This is a genomic window from Massilia sp. BSC265, from assembly GCF_000740675.1.
Lineage (GTDB): Bacteria > Pseudomonadota > Gammaproteobacteria > Burkholderiales > Burkholderiaceae_D > Telluria.
Genome location: NZ_JPXI01000033.1, coordinates 228,628 through 245,390 on the forward strand (window position 1 = coordinate 228,628; position 16,763 = coordinate 245,390).

General features: G+C 64.4%; 15 protein-coding genes. 5 read left to right on the forward strand and 10 right to left on the reverse strand.

What is annotated here, in order from left to right; translation table 11 throughout:
- Positions 1–104: 104 nt before the first annotated feature.
- The 6 genes from hscB to MA09_RS13240 all read right to left on the reverse strand — a co-directional run bounded on the left by hscB (position 105) and on the right by MA09_RS13240 (position 4,135).
- A complete protein-coding gene (hscB, locus tag MA09_RS13215; RefSeq protein WP_036249160.1) occupies positions 105–623 on the reverse strand; it encodes a Fe-S protein assembly co-chaperone HscB in 519 nt (172 codons plus the stop codon).
- Position 624: 1 nt separating this feature from the next.
- Positions 625–948: an iron-sulfur cluster assembly protein IscA gene (gene iscA, locus MA09_RS13220; protein ID WP_036249162.1), complete on the reverse strand. Its 324-nt coding sequence runs from the start codon at positions 946–948 to the stop codon at positions 625–627.
- Between the two features lie 30 nt (positions 949–978).
- Positions 979–1,368 carry a Fe-S cluster assembly scaffold IscU gene (gene iscU, locus MA09_RS13225; protein WP_036249165.1) on the reverse strand — a complete coding sequence of 130 codons (390 nt, stop codon included), beginning with the start codon at positions 1,366–1,368 and terminating at the stop codon, positions 979–981.
- Between the two features lie 50 nt (positions 1,369–1,418).
- Positions 1,419–2,675, reverse strand: coding sequence for an IscS subfamily cysteine desulfurase (locus MA09_RS13230; protein WP_036249168.1), 1,257 nt, complete (start codon positions 2,673–2,675; stop codon positions 1,419–1,421).
- A 26-nt stretch (positions 2,676–2,701) separates the two neighbouring features.
- A complete protein-coding gene (gene iscR, locus MA09_RS13235; RefSeq protein ID WP_036249170.1) occupies positions 2,702–3,178 on the reverse strand; it encodes a Fe-S cluster assembly transcriptional regulator IscR in 477 nt (158 codons plus the stop codon).
- A 186-nt stretch (positions 3,179–3,364) separates the two neighbouring features.
- Positions 3,365–4,135, reverse strand: coding sequence for a hypothetical protein (locus MA09_RS13240; RefSeq protein ID WP_036249172.1), 771 nt, complete (start codon positions 4,133–4,135; stop codon positions 3,365–3,367).
- A 155-nt stretch (positions 4,136–4,290) separates the two neighbouring features.
- On the opposite strand from MA09_RS13240, the gene MA09_RS13245 reads away from it, so the two are divergent.
- Positions 4,291–4,737 carry a CBS domain-containing protein gene (locus MA09_RS13245; protein WP_036249174.1) on the forward strand — a complete coding sequence of 149 codons (447 nt, stop codon included), beginning with the start codon at positions 4,291–4,293 and terminating at the stop codon, positions 4,735–4,737.
- Between the two features lie 116 nt (positions 4,738–4,853).
- Here the strand turns inward: MA09_RS13245 and maiA are convergent, their stop codons facing one another.
- The gene (gene maiA, locus MA09_RS13250) at positions 4,854–5,498 is read right to left on the reverse strand and encodes a maleylacetoacetate isomerase (RefSeq protein WP_036249177.1); all 645 of its coding nucleotides are present in this window, start codon (positions 5,496–5,498) and stop codon (positions 4,854–4,856) included.
- Positions 5,495–6,532 (reverse strand): fumarylacetoacetate hydrolase family protein, encoded by a 1,038-nt coding sequence (locus MA09_RS13255; protein WP_036249180.1) that lies wholly within the window; start codon positions 6,530–6,532, stop codon positions 5,495–5,497. Before MA09_RS13255 ends, maiA begins: the two co-directional genes overlap by 4 nt.
- A gap of 109 nt (positions 6,533–6,641) precedes the next feature.
- Here MA09_RS13255 and MA09_RS13260 point away from each other — a divergent pair, with 109 nt between their 5' ends.
- Positions 6,642–7,589, forward strand: coding sequence for a LysR family transcriptional regulator (locus MA09_RS13260; protein ID WP_051933418.1), 948 nt, complete (start codon positions 6,642–6,644; stop codon positions 7,587–7,589).
- 48 nt (positions 7,590–7,637) lie between these two features.
- Here MA09_RS13260 and MA09_RS13265 read toward each other — a convergent pair whose 3' ends face one another.
- A complete protein-coding gene (locus MA09_RS13265; RefSeq protein WP_161783221.1) occupies positions 7,638–8,303 on the reverse strand; it encodes a hypothetical protein in 666 nt (221 codons plus the stop codon).
- Between MA09_RS13265 and MA09_RS13270 the strand changes: the two genes are divergently transcribed.
- The 3 genes from MA09_RS13270 (at position 8,303) to MA09_RS13280 (ending at position 15,207) form a co-directional block, all read left to right on the forward strand.
- On the forward strand, positions 8,303–10,228 hold the full coding sequence (locus tag MA09_RS13270; protein WP_036249184.1) for a PAS domain S-box protein: 1,926 nt from the start codon (positions 8,303–8,305) through the stop codon (positions 10,226–10,228). The two genes, MA09_RS13265 and MA09_RS13270, sit on opposite strands and share 1 nt — an antisense overlap.
- A 146-nt stretch (positions 10,229–10,374) precedes the next feature.
- Positions 10,375–10,953 carry a gamma-glutamylcyclotransferase gene (locus tag MA09_RS13275; protein WP_036249187.1) on the forward strand — a complete coding sequence of 193 codons (579 nt, stop codon included), beginning with the start codon at positions 10,375–10,377 and terminating at the stop codon, positions 10,951–10,953.
- A gap of 96 nt (positions 10,954–11,049) precedes the next feature.
- Positions 11,050–15,207 carry a CheR family methyltransferase gene (locus MA09_RS13280; protein ID WP_036249190.1) on the forward strand — a complete coding sequence of 1,386 codons (4,158 nt, stop codon included), beginning with the start codon at positions 11,050–11,052 and terminating at the stop codon, positions 15,205–15,207.
- A gap of 102 nt (positions 15,208–15,309) precedes the next feature.
- Here MA09_RS13280 and MA09_RS13285 read toward each other — a convergent pair whose 3' ends face one another.
- A complete protein-coding gene (locus MA09_RS13285; protein WP_267872580.1) occupies positions 15,310–16,689 on the reverse strand; it encodes a cytochrome P450 in 1,380 nt (459 codons plus the stop codon).
- Positions 16,690–16,763: the final 74 nt, after the last annotated feature.

The following is a 16,763-nucleotide window of genomic DNA, read 5'->3' on the forward strand; positions in this document are numbered from 1 at the left end:
TGGGCGGGTCTCCCGCCCACGCGTCCAAACCGAGCATGCATCGCGGCGACGCAAATGATGGTTGAACGCGTGGGCGGGGAACCCGCCCACCCTACGAAAATCGATTACGCGTCGAGCGCTTCGAACGCGTACTGTACCTCTTCCCCGAATTTATCGAGGAACATCATCGCGCGCACGGTCTGCGCCGCGCCATGATAGTCGCCCGCGTCGAGCTGCCTGCCGACCTGCTCCAGCATGCCCTTGCGCTCGCGCCGCAGCTGGGCATCCAGTTCGTCCAGCGCAGCGGCATCTTTCGACGAACGCGCATCGTCGAGCGCTTCGCGCCATTCCATCTGCTGCATCAGGAAGGCGGCCGGCATCGCCGTGTTCGACTCGGTCTGCAGGTCGACGCCGTTGATCTCGCAGAGGTACTGCGCGCGCTTCTGCGGATTGCGCAGGGTCTGGTAGGCCTCGTTGGCGCGGGTCGCCCACTGCATCGCCACGCGCTTCTCGGCGTCGGTGGCGTTCACGAAGCGGTCCGGGTGCACGCGCCCCTGGACTTCGCGGTAGGCCGCGTCCAGCGCATCCCCGTCGACCGCGAACGTGGCGGGGAGCTGGAACAGCTCGAAGTGGGTCTGCTTCATCTTAGATACGGAAGCTTTCGCCGCAGCCGCAGTTGTCCTTGACGTTCGGGTTGTTGAAGCGGAAGCCTTCGTTCAGGCCTTCGCGGGCGAAGTCCAGTTCGGTGCCGTCGATGTAGGGCAGGCTCTTCGGGTCGACGAAGACCTTCACGCCATGCGATTCGAAGACATTGTCTTCGTTCGAGGCTTCGTCGACGTACTCCAGCTTGTAGGCCAGGCCGGAGCAGCCGGTCGTGCGCACACCAAAGCGCAAGCCGATGCCCTTGCCCCGGCGTTCGAGGTAACGGTTGACGTGCTTCGCGGCTTTTTCAGTCAGGGTGATTGCCATAACGCTTGCTCCAGTCTCTGTACTTACGTGTTACGCCTTCTCGGCGTGCTTTGCTTTGTAGTCGGCCACCGCGGCCTTGATCGCGTCTTCCGCCAGGATCGAGCAGTGGATCTTCACCGGCGGCAGCGCCAGCTCTTCGGCGATCTGGGTGTTCTTGATCGACAGCGCCTCGTCCAGCGACTTGCCCTTGACCCATTCGGTCACGAGCGAGCTCGATGCGATGGCCGAACCGCAGCCGTAGGTCTTGAACTTCGCGTCCTCGATCAGGCCCTGCTCGTTGACCTTGATCTGCAGCTTCATCACGTCGCCGCAGGCCGGCGCGCCGACCATGCCGGTGCCGATCGCATCGTCGCCCTTGTCGAAGGCGCCGACGTTACGCGGGTTTTCGTAGTGGTCCAGTACTTTGTCCGAATATGCCATGGTAGTGCTCCTAGAAATTCTTAAAAGCGCTCAACGCGCTCAATGCCCAATTAATGTGCTGCCCATTGGATCGAGTTCAGATCGATCCCTTCCTTGAACATATCCCACAGCGGCGACAGTTCGCGCAGCTTACCGACCTTTGCTTTCAGCAAGTTGACGGCGAAGTCGATGTCTTCCTCGGTCGTGAAGCGGCCGATGGTGAAGCGGATCGAGCTGTGCGCCAGTTCGTCGCTGCGGCCCAGTGCGCGCAACACATAGGACGGCTCCAGCGAGGCCGAGGTGCAGGCCGAGCCCGAGGACACGGCGATGTCCTTGATCGCCATGATCAGCGACTCGCCCTCGACGTAGTTGAACGAGACGTTCAGGTTGTGCGGCACGCGGTGTTCCATGTCGCCGTTGATGTAGACCTCTTCGATCTCCAGCAGGCCCCTGGCCAGGCGGTCGCGCAGCGCCTTCACGCGCTCCAGCTCGCTGTGCATCTCTTCCTTGGCGATGCGGAAGGCTTCGCCCATGCCGACGATCTGGTGGGTCGGCAGCGTGCCCGAACGCAGGCCGCGCTCGTGGCCGCCGCCGTGCATCTGCGCTTCCAGGCGCACGCGCGGCTTGCGGCGCACGTACAGGGCACCGACGCCCTTCGGACCGTAGGTCTTGTGCGCGGTAAAGGTCATCAGGTCGCACTTGGTCTTTTCCAGGTTGATCTCGACCTTGCCCGTCGCCTGCGCGGCGTCGCAGTGGAAGATGATGCCCTTCGAGCGGCACAGCTCGCCGATCTCGTCGATCGGCTGGATCACGCCGATCTCGTTATTGACCAGCATGACCGAGACCAGGATGGTGTCCGGACGGATCGCGGCTTCCAGCTGGGCGATGGTGATCAGGCCATTATCTTGCGGCTCGAGGTAGGTCGCTTCGAAACCCTGGCGCTCCAGCTCGCGCACGGTGTCCAGCACCGCCTTGTGCTCGGTCTTGACCGTGATGATGTGCTTGCCCTTGGTCTTGTAGAAGTGGGCGGCACCCTTCAAGGCCAGGTTGTTCGACTCGGTCGCGCCCGAGGTCCAGATGATCTCGCGCGGATCGGCGCCGACCAGGCTAGCCACGTGGCCGCGTGCTTCCTCGACCGCCGCTTCGGCGCTCCAGCCGTACATGTGGCTGCGCGATGCCGGATTGCCGAACTGCTCGCGCAGGTAGGGAATCATCTTGTCGGCCACGCGCGGATCGATCGGGGTGGTTGCCGAGTAATCCATGTAGATCGGGAAATGCGGCGCAGTCACGAAGCTCTGCTCGATTTGTTTGTCCAAGGGCGCGTTCATCAGTTCACTCCGGTTTCAATTTTGGCTCAGTTTTGTGCGGCAGCGGCGGCAGTGCGGTGCACCACCACGACGTTCTGTTCTTTCTGCTTCTGCTGGTCGACCAGGTCTTGCAGCGAGACCGAATCGAGGTAGTCGACCATCCTGGCGTTCAGCGTGGTCCACAGTTCATGGGTCATGCAACGGGTGCCGGAAGCAGCGTCGGCGCCGTGACAATTTTCTTTGCCGCCACACTGGGTGGCATCGAGCGGCTCGTCGACCGCGATGATGATGTCGGCCACCGTTACCTTGTCGGCAGGTCTAGCCAGGCTGTAGCCGCCGCCGGGACCGCGGATCGATTCGACGATCTGGTGGCGGCGCAGCTTGCCGAACAGCTGTTCCAGGTAAGACAGCGAAATGGCCTGGCGCTGGCTGATGCCCGACAGCGTGACCGGACCATTGCCCTGGCGCAGGGCGAGGTCGATCATCGCGGTAACAGCAAAACGGCCTTTGGTGGTCAGACGCATCACAACCCCGGTTAGTGTAAAATATTGCCTGTTTTCAACCAATCAGTGCAGCGCAACAATCAAATCTCTTGAGTGAGCCTGCGAAATACGCTGATTAGTTGATTGATTTAGTCAAGTATAGCAAATCCTGACTGTCTTGTCTTGGCGCCCCCAAAAACCGCCAGACCTGCTCGCCCCCCCTTTCGCTTATTGCAAGCGCAGCAATTCCATCGGTCCGAACAGTTCCTGCATCCCCTTGTGCTGGATGAAAGACAGGTTGTACGGATGCTCGGCGTGGATCTGCGGCAGGCGCCCCGCTTCCGGCAGTTTCTTCAAAGCTTCGGCAATCTTTCCCCACAGGACCAGCGTCGGCGGCTGGGACTGACTCCCCAGGGCGGCAAGCACGGTCTGCAGGAAAGGCTGCCAGGCGCGCGCATCGATCGCAGGCGCTACATGCTTGCGGAATACCAGTGCAGCATTCAGCAACAGGAAGCCGTGCCCGAGCAGGTTGTCCTGCAGCTGGGCCAGGGTCTGGATCGCACCGTTCGACCGGGCAGCCTGCGCCACCGGCACCATCGCGCTGCCGCCGGTATCGCCCGCGTCCAGCTGCCCATTCGCCACCAGCAGCATCTTCATGAAGTTGCGCAGGGAAGTGGCGCGGTTCACCGGTTTCGACAAGCCCGTCTCCGACCACAGTTCGCCCACGGCGCCATCCATGAAGCAGACCCCGGTCGCGCTCTCGGCGCGCGGATAGGGGCCCTCGCCCACCAATACGTGCTTCACTTTATCCAGCGGCTGGGCGAAGGCGGCAAAGATGCGGCCCTCGGTGGGCAGGTAGTCGTCCACGGCCAGCGCCGGCAGATAGGCCGGATCGGCGGCCGCGACGGCCTGCAGGCCTGCTTCGAGCACCGGACGCCAGGAGGCGTCGGCACGGTCGAGGGCAGCGAGGATTGGTGTAGGGATTTGGTGGCTAGACATGGCGAGATAGCAAGAAGCAAAGAGGCGGATTGTAGCCCAGGGCTCGGCGCATTCCCACGGTCAATCTAGCGTCCGCCTTTGGCATTTCAAGGCATGATTTTTCCGTTGCCCGGTTTTCCGGACCGGGCTTTCCACCAACCATGCAGGAGGACACCATGCAAACGATTCGTGAAGTGATGACACCCGATGTGCAAACCATCTCCCCGCAGGAAACCATCCAGCGCGCCGCGCAGATGATGGACGACCTCAACGTCGGTGCGATTCCCGTCTGCGACGGCGACAAGCTGGTGGGCATGATCACCGACCGCGACATCACCGTGCGCTCGGTGGCGGCCGGGCAGACGCCTGACCAGACCTTCGTGGGCGACGTGATGAGCACCGACGTGCGGACCTGCTACAGCAACCAGGATATCGACGAGGTGCTGAACACGATGGGCGACGTGCAGATCCGGCGCGTGCCGGTGATCGACGAGCAGTCGCAGCAGCTGGTCGGCATCGTGTCGCTGGGGGATATCGCGACCAAGACGCACGGGGCGGCGGAAGAGGCCCTGGATGAGATCTCGTCGCCGTCGGAGCCGGATCGGACGGAGACGCGGCATTGAGGGGGTTACCGTAGGGTGGGCGGGTTCCCCGCCCACGCGGTGGTAGTTGAAATAGCCGCACGGGCAGCATTATCGCGCGTTGACCGCGTGGGCCGGAGACCCGCCCACCCTACCGATCACTCCGCATCCGGCTGCTGACTCGGATGCGCCGCCTTGAACGCCGGCAAATCCACGCACAGCGCATTGATGCGCGCAATCGTCGGATAGGCATCGACATCGATATCGAAGCGCTTCGCGTTGAACACCTGCGGCACCAGGAAGCAGTCCGCCATGGTCGGCATGTCGCCGTGGCAGAAACTGCCGGTACCCGGATTGCGCGCCAGGTGCGCCTCCAGCGAACGCAGGCCTTCGATCGCCCAGTGGCGGTACCAGTCGGTCTTCGCCTGTTCCGGCTGCCCCAGGTGCTTTACCAGATACTTCAGCACGCGCAGGTTGTTGATGGGGTGGATGTCGCAGGCCACGATCTGCGCCAGCTCGCGCACGCGGGCGCGGCCGATCGCGTCCCTGGGCAGCAGCGGCACCATCGGATACACCTCTTCCAGGTACTCGATGATCGCCATCGACTGCGTCAGGGTGACCTCCTCATCCTGCAAGGCCGGCACCAGGCCGCTCGGATTCACCGCCAGGTACTCGTCCGCCAGGTGCCTCCCGCCGTCGGCGAGCAGGTGCACCGGCACCGCCTCGTAGTCGAGCCCCTTCAGATTGAGCGCGATGCGCACCCGGTATGCGGCCGAGCTGCGAAAATAGGTATAGAGCTTCATGCCGGCTTCCTTTCCACTTTCCGGTGGTAGTGCATCACTTCCTGGTCGATCGCGCCAAAGATGCTGGCGCCTTCCTTGTCCACCATCTCGATGCGCACGGTGTCACCATAGCGCAGGAATGGCGTGGCCGGCTTGCCCTGTTCAATCGTCTCGTACATGCGCACTTCGGCCAGGCAGCAGTAGCCGACGCCGCCGTTCTCGATGCTCGAACCGTGCAGGCTGCCCTGCTTGTTCGACACCGTGCCCGAGCCGACGATGCTGCCCGCGCCGAGCTCGCGGGTCCTGGCGGCGTGGGCGATCAGCTGGGCGAAGCTGAAGGTCATGTCCTCGCCCGCGTTGGGACGGCCGAAGGGGCTGTCGTTGAGCGTCACCAGCAGCGGCAGGTGCAGCTTGCTGTCGACCCAGGCATCGCCCAGCTCGTCCGGCGTCACCGCCACCGGCGAAAAGGCGCTGGCCGGCTTCGACTGGTAGAAGCCGAAGCCCTTGGCCAGCTCGTTCGGGATCAGGTTGCGCAGCGAGACGTCGTTCACCAGCATCACCAGGCGGATCGCGCTCGCCGCTTCTTCCACCGTTGCGCCCATCGGCACGTCGCCCGTCACCACCGCCACCTCGGCTTCCAGGTCCACGCCCCATTCTTCCGACAGCACCGCGATCGGGTCGCAGGGACCGACGAAGGAGTCCGAGCCGCCCTGGTACATCAGCGGATCGCTGTAGAAGGATTCCGGCACCTCGGCGCCGCGCGCCTTGCGCACCAGCTCGACGTGGTTGATGTAGGCCGAGCCGTCGCACCATTGGTAGGCGCGCGGCAGCGGCGAATGGCATTCTTCCTCGAGGAAGGATTCGGCCTTGTCGGCGGTCCCACGGTTCAGGCGCTCGTACACGGCCCTGAGCTGCGGCGCCACTTCATCCCAGTGGTCCAGCGCGCACTGCAAGGTAGGAGCGATCTTCGGGACGGCCTGGCAGGTGACCAGGTCGCGGCTGACGACGACCAGGGTGCCGTCGCGGCCGCCGGTCTTCAGGGTGGCGAGTTTCATGCTGTTTCCTTTGCAAGAGAATGACTGCCGCCATTAGAGGGCAAATCGTACTATCATTCAAACAGTATTTTTCGCCCGATTTATTAGATAAGCTTATGAATCACGCATCATGAACCCTACTTTGCGCCAGATGCGCGCCTTCGTGGCCCTTGCCAAGACGGGTAACTTTACGCTCGCCGCACAGGCGATGCACGTCACGCAGTCGGCGCTGTCGGGCCTGATCAAGGAGCTCGAGCAGACACTGGGCGCCAAGGTGGTCGACCGCAGCACCCGCAAGGCCCTGCTCACCGACATCGGCAAGGAGCTCTACCCCCTGTTCAGCCAGATGATCGACGACCTCGACGGCGCCCTGGCGAACGTCGCCGACCACACGCGCCTGAAGAAGGGCATCGTGCGCATCGCCGCGCCCCAGCTGCTGTCCTGCACCCTGATGCCGCAGGCGATCGCGGCCTACCGCGCCCGCTATCCCGACATCGAGGTGCGCCTGGGCGACACCGGCGTGGAAAGCGTGATCAACCGGGTGCTGTCGGGCGAGGCCGATGTGGGCATCGGCCCCCAGCGCGAACCGGCTCCCCCGCTCGACGCGAAGTTGCTGTTCGAGATGCCCTTTGCCGTGGTGTTCCCGAAAGGGCACAAACTGGAAAAGCAGGAGCGGGTCACCTGGCAGGACGTCGCACACCATCCGCTGATCTCGCTGCAGGGACAGTTCACCGAGCGCCTGCTCGAAGACGTGCATGCGTCGCTGCGTGAAGTGCCCGTCAAGCCCGCCAACGAAGTCACCTTCATGACCACCGCCCTGGCGATGGCCGCCGCCGGGCTGGGCGTGACGGTGTGCATGCCCTACGCGGCGCCGCTGGTAGCGCTCTATGGCCTCGTGATGCGTCCGCTGGAAGAGCCGGTACTGAGCCGCCGCTTCTTCGTCTACACACGCCCCGGACGATCGCTCTCGCCAGCCGCTGAAAGCTTCATCGGGTTCCTCGATCATTTCGTGACGCATGAAACCGCTGGAGCGCCTGACCGGGTCGACACGCTCGCAAGCCAGGCACGCGCCGGCTGATCGTGTGCGCCGCCAGCCATGTCGGGTCCGGCAGGTGAACCGGCGGCACTAGAGCGCAGGAGCCTGCCGGTACTCGTATCGGGCAAGCTCGATCAAGGTTCGCGCATCCTGCGATTCCCAGTAAGCGCAAGTCCGCAGCGGCCGCTTCTTGTCCGCTGGACCGGCTTCGGCAGCCTGCTTACCGGCCTCGAGGCTGGGGATAACGCACAAGCCCTTCGGCGTCGGGGGTGTGTCGGGTTGTTCCCACTTGACCTGCAGCCGGGCAGTAATTTCTTTGACCTCAGCCTTGGTCGCTCCCAGCCGACTCAGGGACGAGGCGAGCTCCTGGGCAAGCGCCCCCCACTGGACGAAAATCTTTTTCGGAAACTCAACGACGACGTTCATGTTGTACCTTTGGCCGATGTCATGCAGGGTTAGGGGACTGTCGGAAGGCGACGCCCGCCTGCGCAGCATCACTACCATGTGTACTTCAAGTTGCGCCCGATTGTTATCCGCGTCAACGTAAAACTGTGTCACGGCACGTATTTCCGGCATTTCCAGGAAATCAGTTTCCTGCAACCGGCTGCGCGGATAGAAACGGGAGCCAACCTGCATGTCAGTGGCGCGCCATGCCGGTGTCAATCGTCCGTCGAAAGCGATGCAAACGACGTATAGTCGAGGTACATTGCCGGCGCCGCTGCCGGTATCGACACCAGAATGTCGTTGAGGGTCCAATGTCCGATCGGTTTATCGAGCGCAGCTTTGCCTACATGGTCGAGAAAGTCTCGGACTATGCGATTTTCCTTCTCGACACCTCAGGACTCATCCTGACGTGGAACCCGGCGGCGGAAGCCATGAAGGGCTATCCCGGGAGCGAGGCGCTGGGCCGTCACTTCAGTATGTTGTATACCGATGAAGACCAGCGTCGGAACCATCCTGACCATAACCTGGAGCACGCGGCAAGGCACGATACTTTCCAGGAGTCCGCGTGGCGGCAACGCAAGGATGGTTCGCTGTTCTGGGCCCTGGTCGAGATTATCGCGATTCGGAACGACAGCGGCGAGCTTGAAGGCTATTGCAAGCTGACACGCGACCTGACCAACCTGAAGGAGTTGCAGGACAGACTGGCCGCAGAGAAGGTGCGTGCCGAGTTGACGCTCCGTGCAATTGCAGACGGGGTCATCTCCGTCGATACCGCCGGCATGGTCGAGTATATGAATGACCAGGCACGGACGCTGACAGGCTGGTCAGGAGAAGAGGTGAAAGGACTGGGCATCGAACAGGTGTTCAACATCATCCAGCCCGACGCGGCCGACAGTGAGGATGAAGCACCCGGGCCGACCGTCTCCGGCAACATGTCCCCCCGCAGGACATCGGTTCTTCGTGCCCGCGACGGTAGCCGGCATGTGATCGACATGTGCCAATCGCCGATCCCATGCGAGGATGGGCGGCCATGCGGCACCGTCATCGTGTTCCACGACGTCAGCGAACGGCAGCGCATGGAATCAGCATTGCACGATGCCGCTCGGCGCAAGGATGAGTTCCTGGCGATGCTGGCGCATGAACTGCGCAATCCCCTTGCGCCGGTGAGCGCGGCGGCCGAGCTGCTGGCCATGGGCAAACTCGGGGCCGGCCCTGCGAGGAAAGCGAGCCAGGTCATCATACGCCAGGTCAAGCACATGACCGCACTGGTCGATGACCTGCTGGACGTGTCGCGCGTGTCGCGCGGCGAGATCACCTTGCGCATGGCCTCGCTCGACATGAAGATCGTGATCGGCAGTGCGATCGAGCAGGTACGCCCCCTGATCGAGAGCCGTGGACACACGCTGGCCGTCAAGCTCGCTCCGGCCACCGCTTACGTCTCGGGCGACGAAAAACGGCTGATACAGATCGTGGCCAATCTTCTTAACAACGCCGCGAAATACACCCTACCTGGCGGCCACATCGATGTCGAGTTGTACACCGCGGACAATCAGGTGTGCATTGCAGTCAGCGACAACGGCATCGGCATCGCGCCGGAGGCACAGCCAACGGTGTTCGAACTGTTCGAGCAGGTGCAGCGAACATCCGACAGGGCTGACGGCGGCCTGGGTATCGGCCTGGCCCTCGTGCGCAGCCTTGTTCGCATGCATGAAGGCACGGTAAGCTGCCACAGCGAAGGCCTCGGCCACGGCAGCCGTTTCATGGTCTGCATACCCCGGCTTGCGCCGGAAGCACCAGTCCCGGACCGGCGCATCGCCGATCGCCTGGCCGACCTGCCTCATGCCCATACCAGGTTGTCGATCCTGCTGGTAGACGACAATGTCGACGCTTCGGACATGCTGCAGTTTTTCCTGTCCACGATAGGGCACGAGGTAGCGCTTGCCCATACCGCCGGCGCCGCCCTCGAAGCAATCGACCGGTCGACACCGGATGTGTGCATCCTGGATATCGGCCTACCCGACAGTAGCGGCCACGAGCTTGCCATGAACATCCGGAAGCGGTCGTCTGCGCAGCCGGTTCTCATTGCTCTTACTGGCTTCGGCATGTCCCAGGACCGGGACAAGGCCACGGAAGCGGGGTTTGATCACTACCTCGTCAAACCCGCCGATCTGGATGCATTGGCCCGACTGCTGGCGGACGTACCGCCGCGCGGCACTTCCTTCCTGCCGGGTCGGTAGCACGGCAGGCGTCCCGACAGCGACCGTAATCCTTGGCTTGCTTGCACATGCCGCACGCGCATTACTTCGGTGGCCATGGCCGGCCGATGCGGCGGCACTTCACTGCGCGCTACAATGTGGAGCCTGCCAATACACGAGCATGAACGATGCCCCTCAACACCACCGAGATCAACCGCCTGATGGACCGTTTCGACAGCCACGACAGCGTCTGGCTGTTCGGCTACGGTTCCCTGATCTTCAAGGCCGACTTCCCCTTCATCGAGCGCCGCCCGGCCTCCATCCAGGGTTGGAGCCGCCGCTTCTGGCAGGGTTCGCACGACCACCGCGGCACCGAAAACGCCCCAGGCCGCGTGGTCACCCTGGTGCCCGACGAAGGCGCTACCTGCCACGGCATGGCCTATCTGGTCACGCCGGAAGAATTCGCCCACCTCGACCACCGCGAAAAGAACGGCTACCTGCGCCTGGCCACGGACATCCGCTTCGAGGACGGCAGCGTGCACGAGGGCATCGTCTACATCGCCACGCACGAGAATGCCGCCTACCTCGGCCCGGCGAGCGAACAGGACATCGCGCGCCAAATCGCCACCGCCCGCGGTCCGAGCGGCCCGAACAGCGAATACCTGCTGCAGCTGGCACAGGCCTTGCGCGAGCTCGGCAGGGATGACGAGCACGTGCATGCGATCGAACGCCACCTGGCCGAGTTAGTGCAGGCAAACGTCCCTTGATTTGAAAGAAGTATATTTTTTTTATTTTCATCTGTAAGCCTTACAGGTGTTTACGGATCGTCTAGACTCGCAGTTCACTTATCCACGGTCAATACGATGCTAGAACCTGCCGCAGTCTCAGACACGCAACCGACTCCGCCGGGAACGGTTCCCAGCACCGTGCACTTTCCCGTCGTCGGCATCGGCGCCTCGGCCGGCGGGCTGCCTGCCCTGCTGCGCCTGTTCGAAGGCCTGCCTTCGCTGAACGAAATGGCCTTCGTCGTCATCCTGCACCTGTCGCCGAAGCACCCGAGTTCGGCCGCGGAGATCCTGCAGCGCGCCACCCGGATGCCGGTCATCCAGGTCACCTCGCGGGTCAAGATCGAGTCTGGCCACATCTACGTCATCGCCCCCAACCTGCATTTGCAGATGCTGGACGGCATGCTGGTCGTCGAGGAACTCGAGCGTCCACGCGGCCAGCACGTGGCAATCGACCTGTTCTTCCGCACCCTGGCCCACGTGCACCGCGAGCGCGCCATCGCGATCGTGCTCTCGGGCACCGGCTCGGACGGCGCCGTCGGCATCACGCGCGTCAAGGAACAGGGGGGCGTGACCATCGTGCAGGCGCCGGGCGACGCCGAACACGACGGCATGCCGGCGGCGGCGATCCGCACCGGTGCCGTCGACTTCATCCTGCCGGTGGGCGATATCCCGCAGAAGCTGGTCGACCTGTGGAGCAACGCCAGGATCATCCGGCTGCCGATGCCGGCTGATTCCGCCCCGAGCGTCGAAGCCCCGGCCACACCCGACGAACTGGCCCAGGCGGAAGCGGCTTTGCAGGGCGTCATCGGCGGCCTGCTGGCGGACACCGGCCACGATTTCCGCCACTACAAACGCGCCACTGTCCTGCGCCGCATCGAACGGCGCATGCAGGTGCGCCAGGTGCACACCCTGCCGGAATACCTCGGGGTTCTGGAGGCCGACGGCAACGAGTACAAGGCGCTGCTCGACGACATGCTGATCGGCGTGACCAATTTCTTCCGCGACCGCGAAGCCTTCGAGGCGCTCGAACGCGACGTGATCCCGGAGCTGTTCAAGGACAAGCCGCCCTCGGACGAGATCCGCGCCTGGGTCGCCGCCTGCGCCACCGGCGAGGAAGCCTATTCGCTGGCGATGCTGCTGGCCGACCAGGCGGCCACAATGGAGCATCCACCCAGCTTCCAGGTATTCGCGTCCGACATCGATGACAGGGCGATCGACACCGCGCGCTCAGGCAGCTACCCGGCCTCGATCATCACCGACGTGGCGCCGAGCCGCCTGCGCCAGTATTTCAACAAGGACGACGACCGTTACCGCACCCGCAAGTCGCTGCGCGACCGCATCCTGTTCGCCTCGCACAACCTGCTGCGCGACCCGCCCTTCTCGCGGCTCGATTTCATCTCGTGCCGCAACCTGCTGATCTACCTGAACCGCGACGTGCAGATGCGGCTGCTGCAGATCTTCCACTTCGCGCTCAAGCCGGGCGGCTACCTGTTCCTGGGCAGCTCCGAGTCGGCCGAGTCGGTGTCGGACTTCTTCATCCCGGTGGACAAGAAGAACCGCATCTACCGCGCCCGCGGCGGCGGCCGTTCGATGAACTACCAGAGCCCGTCCTCGACCACCTTCGGCGCCCGCATGCCCGAGGTCGCACGACCGCGGAATACCGGCAAGCGCCAGGCCTCGTTCGCCGAACTGCACCAGCGCGCGCTGTCCATGGTCGCGCCGCCTTCGGTGGTGATCGACCGCGAGGGCAACCTCGTGCACATGTCGGAACAGGCCGGCCGCTTCCTGCGCATGAATGCCGGCGAGCCCTCGCGCAGCCTGCTCGCGCTGGTCCTGCCGGAATTGCGCCTGGAACTGCGCTCGGCCATGTACCAGGCGATGCAGAACGATGCAGCGATCGAGTGCCGCCCCGTCGAGCTGCAGCAAGAGGAGCTGGGCACGGTGGCGATGACGGTACGCCCCTGCCGCGACGAGGAATCCGAGACCGACTACCTGCTGGTGCTGTTCAAGCGCATCGAACCGTCCGCACTCGAGAAGGCGGTGCCGATGCGGCCCGACGGCAGCCACGACGTGGTGCTTGTCCAACTCGAGGCGGAGCTGCAGCGCAAGCGCGAGCAGCTGCAGGAAACCATCGAGAATTCCGAGATCTCGACCGAGGAGCTGCGCGCCTCCAACGAGGAGCTGCAGGCCATCAACGAAGAGCTGCGCTCGGCCACCGAAGAACTGGAAACCAGCAAGGAAGAGCTGCAGTCGGTGAACGAGGAACTCATCACCGTCAACTACGAACTCAAGGTCAAGGTCGAGGAAACCGGCAAGGCCAACGACGACCTGAACAACCTGATCGCCTCGACCGACATCGCCACCATCTTCGTGGACAGCGGCCTGCGCATCAAGCGCTTCACGCCGCGCGCGGCCGACCTGTTCTCGATCATCGCCTCGGACGTCGGCCGTTCGCTGCTCGACCTGACCCACAGGCTGGACTACGACCAGCTGGCCGAGGACGTCAGCGCCACCTTCGACACCCTGCGCCTGGTCGAGCGCGAAGTGCGCAGCACCGATGGCCGCTATTACATCGTGCGCCTGCTGCCCTACCGCACCAACGAAGACCGCATCGAAGGCGCGGTGATGACCTTCTTCGACATCACGCTGCGGCGCCAGGCCGAGGAACAGGCACGCCTGAGCGAAGCGCGCATGCAGATGGTGGCCGACAGCGCCCAGGACTACGCCATCATCACGCTCGATCAGGACGGTCGGATCACCAGCTGGAACAAGGGTGCGCAGACGGTATTCGGCTGGAGCGCCGACGAGATGATGGGCCGGACAACGGAGCCCCTGTTCGTGCCCGAAGACGTCGAGCGCGGCATCCCCCAGGACGAGCTGCGGCGCGCGCGCGAGGACGGCCGTGCCGAGGACGAGCGCTGGCACCTGCGCAAGGATGGCACCCGCTTCTTCTGCAGCGGCGTTACCACCCCGCTGGGCGATGGCGAATTCTACGGCTACGCCAAGATCGCGCGCGACACCACGACACGCGCACACCAGGACAACGAACGCCAGCAGGCCCTCAGTCGCGAGACCGAGGGGCGCAGCGATGCCGAGCACGCATCCGCGATCAAGGAAGAATTCCTGTCCGTGATGTCGCACGAGCTGCGCCATCCGCTGAACATGATCCACATTAACGTCGAGCTGCTGTCGCGCATGCCGGAGCTGCGCCAGTCGCCTACCTTCATGCGTGCGGCGGCGATCATCCGCAACTCGGTGATGGCGCAGGCCAAGATCATCGACGACCTGATGGACATGTCGCGCATCCGCACCGGCAAGCTGTCGCTGACGATGTCGCCGGTGGTGCTCGACGCCGTACTGCAGGGCATCGTGGACGTCATGCGCAACGACCCGGCCACGCGCGAGCTGCAGATCGACCTGACCGGCAACAGTGGCGGCATGCCGGTGCTGGCCGACCTGGTGCGCATCGAGCAGGCGGTGATGAACCTGCTGAGCAATGCGGTCAAGTTCACGCCGCCCGGCGGGCGCATCGAGGTGCACCTGGACCGCGAGGAAGGTTTCGTCCGCCTCGACGTGAGCGACAGCGGCCAGGGCATCGCGCCCGAGTTCCTGTCGCACGTGTTCGACATGTACCGCCAGAGCGCCTCGGCCACCACCCGCTCCAAGTGCGGGCTGGGCATCGGCCTGGCCCTGGTGCGCGAGATCGTCACGCTGCATGGCGGACGGATCGAGGCGGCCTACGAGGGCGTCGGAAAGGGCGCGCGCTTCAGTATCTGGCTGCCGGTGCTGGACCGTGTTGCCGGTGCGCTGCCGGGCGAGGCCATCGATGCCGAGGCAAGCATGGTCGGACTGCGCATCCTGCTGGTGGACGACGCGGAGGACATGCTGCAGGTGTTCCAGTCGCTGCTGGAGGTGAGCGGCGCCGTCGTCTTCGCGGCCTTCAGCGCCGCACAGGGGCTGGAAATCCTCGCCCGCGAAGACGTGGACATCCTGATCTCGGACATCGCGATGCCCGACATCGACGGCTACGAATTCCTGCGCCGCGTGCACGCCATGCCGAAGTACGCGAAGCTGCCCGCCATCGCCATCACCAGCATGCGGCGCGATACCGACATCGCCAATGCAAGGGCGGCGGGCTTCTCGGCCCACCTGGGCAAGCCGGTGTCGGTCGAGCGACTGGGGGCGATCGTGCGGGATCTGCTGCCGTCGCGGACTGCCGCTTCGGCCGGCTGAAGCAGCGGTTTTTCGTAGGGTGGGCGTTCAAACAGGGCGAGATCTGCCCGTGCGTGATTTCATCTGCTACCGCGTGGGCGGGCAAGCCGCCCACCCTACGAACTACCTCCGCCCGAGCTTGAGCAGCAGAGGTGTTTTCGGCCGCAAGGAAATATTCAGCACCGCCTCCGGCTCCCCCTGCCCCTCGGCCTTCCCCAGCACGAAGCGCTGCAGCATCATCGCCGCCACCACCGTCATCTCGGCCAGCGCCAGGTGCTGCCCCAGGCACACCCGCGGCCCGGTCCCGAAAGGCATGAAGGCCCCGCGCGGGATCGCCGGCGCGCCCAAGCCGAAGCGCTCGGGCCGGAAGGCCTCCGGCTCCGGAAACCAGCGCGCGTCCCGGTGCATCAGGAACACCGGAATCATGAACATCGTCCGTGCCGGCATCGTCCAGCCGCCCAGGGTAAAGGCCCGCGTCGAACGCCGGCTCATCAGGATCGGGGCGGCCGGGTACAGGCGCATGGTCTCGTCCAGGGTCTGCGCCAGGTAAGCGAGCCGGGACAAGGCATCCTCGCTCGGGGTGCCACCCTGCAGCACCGCATCCACTTCCTGCCGCGCCTGTTCCTGCGCCTCCGGATTGGCCGCCATGCACCAGGCCCACCAACTCAGGCTGGCGGCTGTCGTCTCGTGTCCTGCGATGAAAGCCGTCATGCATTCGTCACGCACCGCCACCAGCGGCCAGGCCGCCGGGTCCTGCCGATGCAGCGCCAGGAGGCGGCTCAGCAGATCCTGCGGACAAGCCTCGGGGGCCAAGGCCAGGCGGGCCTGGATGTGGCGCTCGACCAGCGCCGTCAGCATGGTCCGCACCTGCCGCTTGCGGCGCTTCCACGGCAGCCAGTCGGGCGCGCTGGCGGGCCAGAACATCTCGGCATTGGCGGCCACCAGTGCCTCGTGCATAGCCGTCTCCATGGCGCGTGCTTCGCTGCCGATCTCGCTAGAAAACATCATGCGCATGATGACGTCCATCGCCAGCGAGGTCAGCGCGCTCTCGACCGGCATTGCCTCTCCCGGCTGCCAGAGCGCCATCGCCGCGTCTGCCGCCGCCGCGACGGTCGGGACGAAGGCCTTGACCGACTTCGGCGCAAAGGCCGGCTGCAGTGCCTGGCGCTTCGCCGTCCAGGCGCTGCCTTCCGCGACCAGGACGCTGTTGCCCTGCAGGTAGGCGAATACATCGACCGCGCGTTCCCAACGGATGACGGCGTCGTGCTGGCCGACCAGCAGTTCACGCACCAGGACCGGATCGCTCACGATGATCTCGTGCTCCGGCCACATGCGCAGGTGGACCACGTCGCCGTAGGCCTGGCGCCAGCTTGCCAGGGCGCCGGGCAGGTCGCGCGCCATCTGCCGCAGCAGGCCCCAGCCCGTGATGCCCGACGAGGGTCCGGGCGGCCAGGTGCCGGGCGGATGCAGCACTGGCGCGTGGGTATCGGAAGCGGGTGGCATGCCACCCGCATGGAATGGACATTGGGAAGCGTTCGGCGTGTTCATGCCGCGCATTCTTTGCGGCTTTGCCTCCT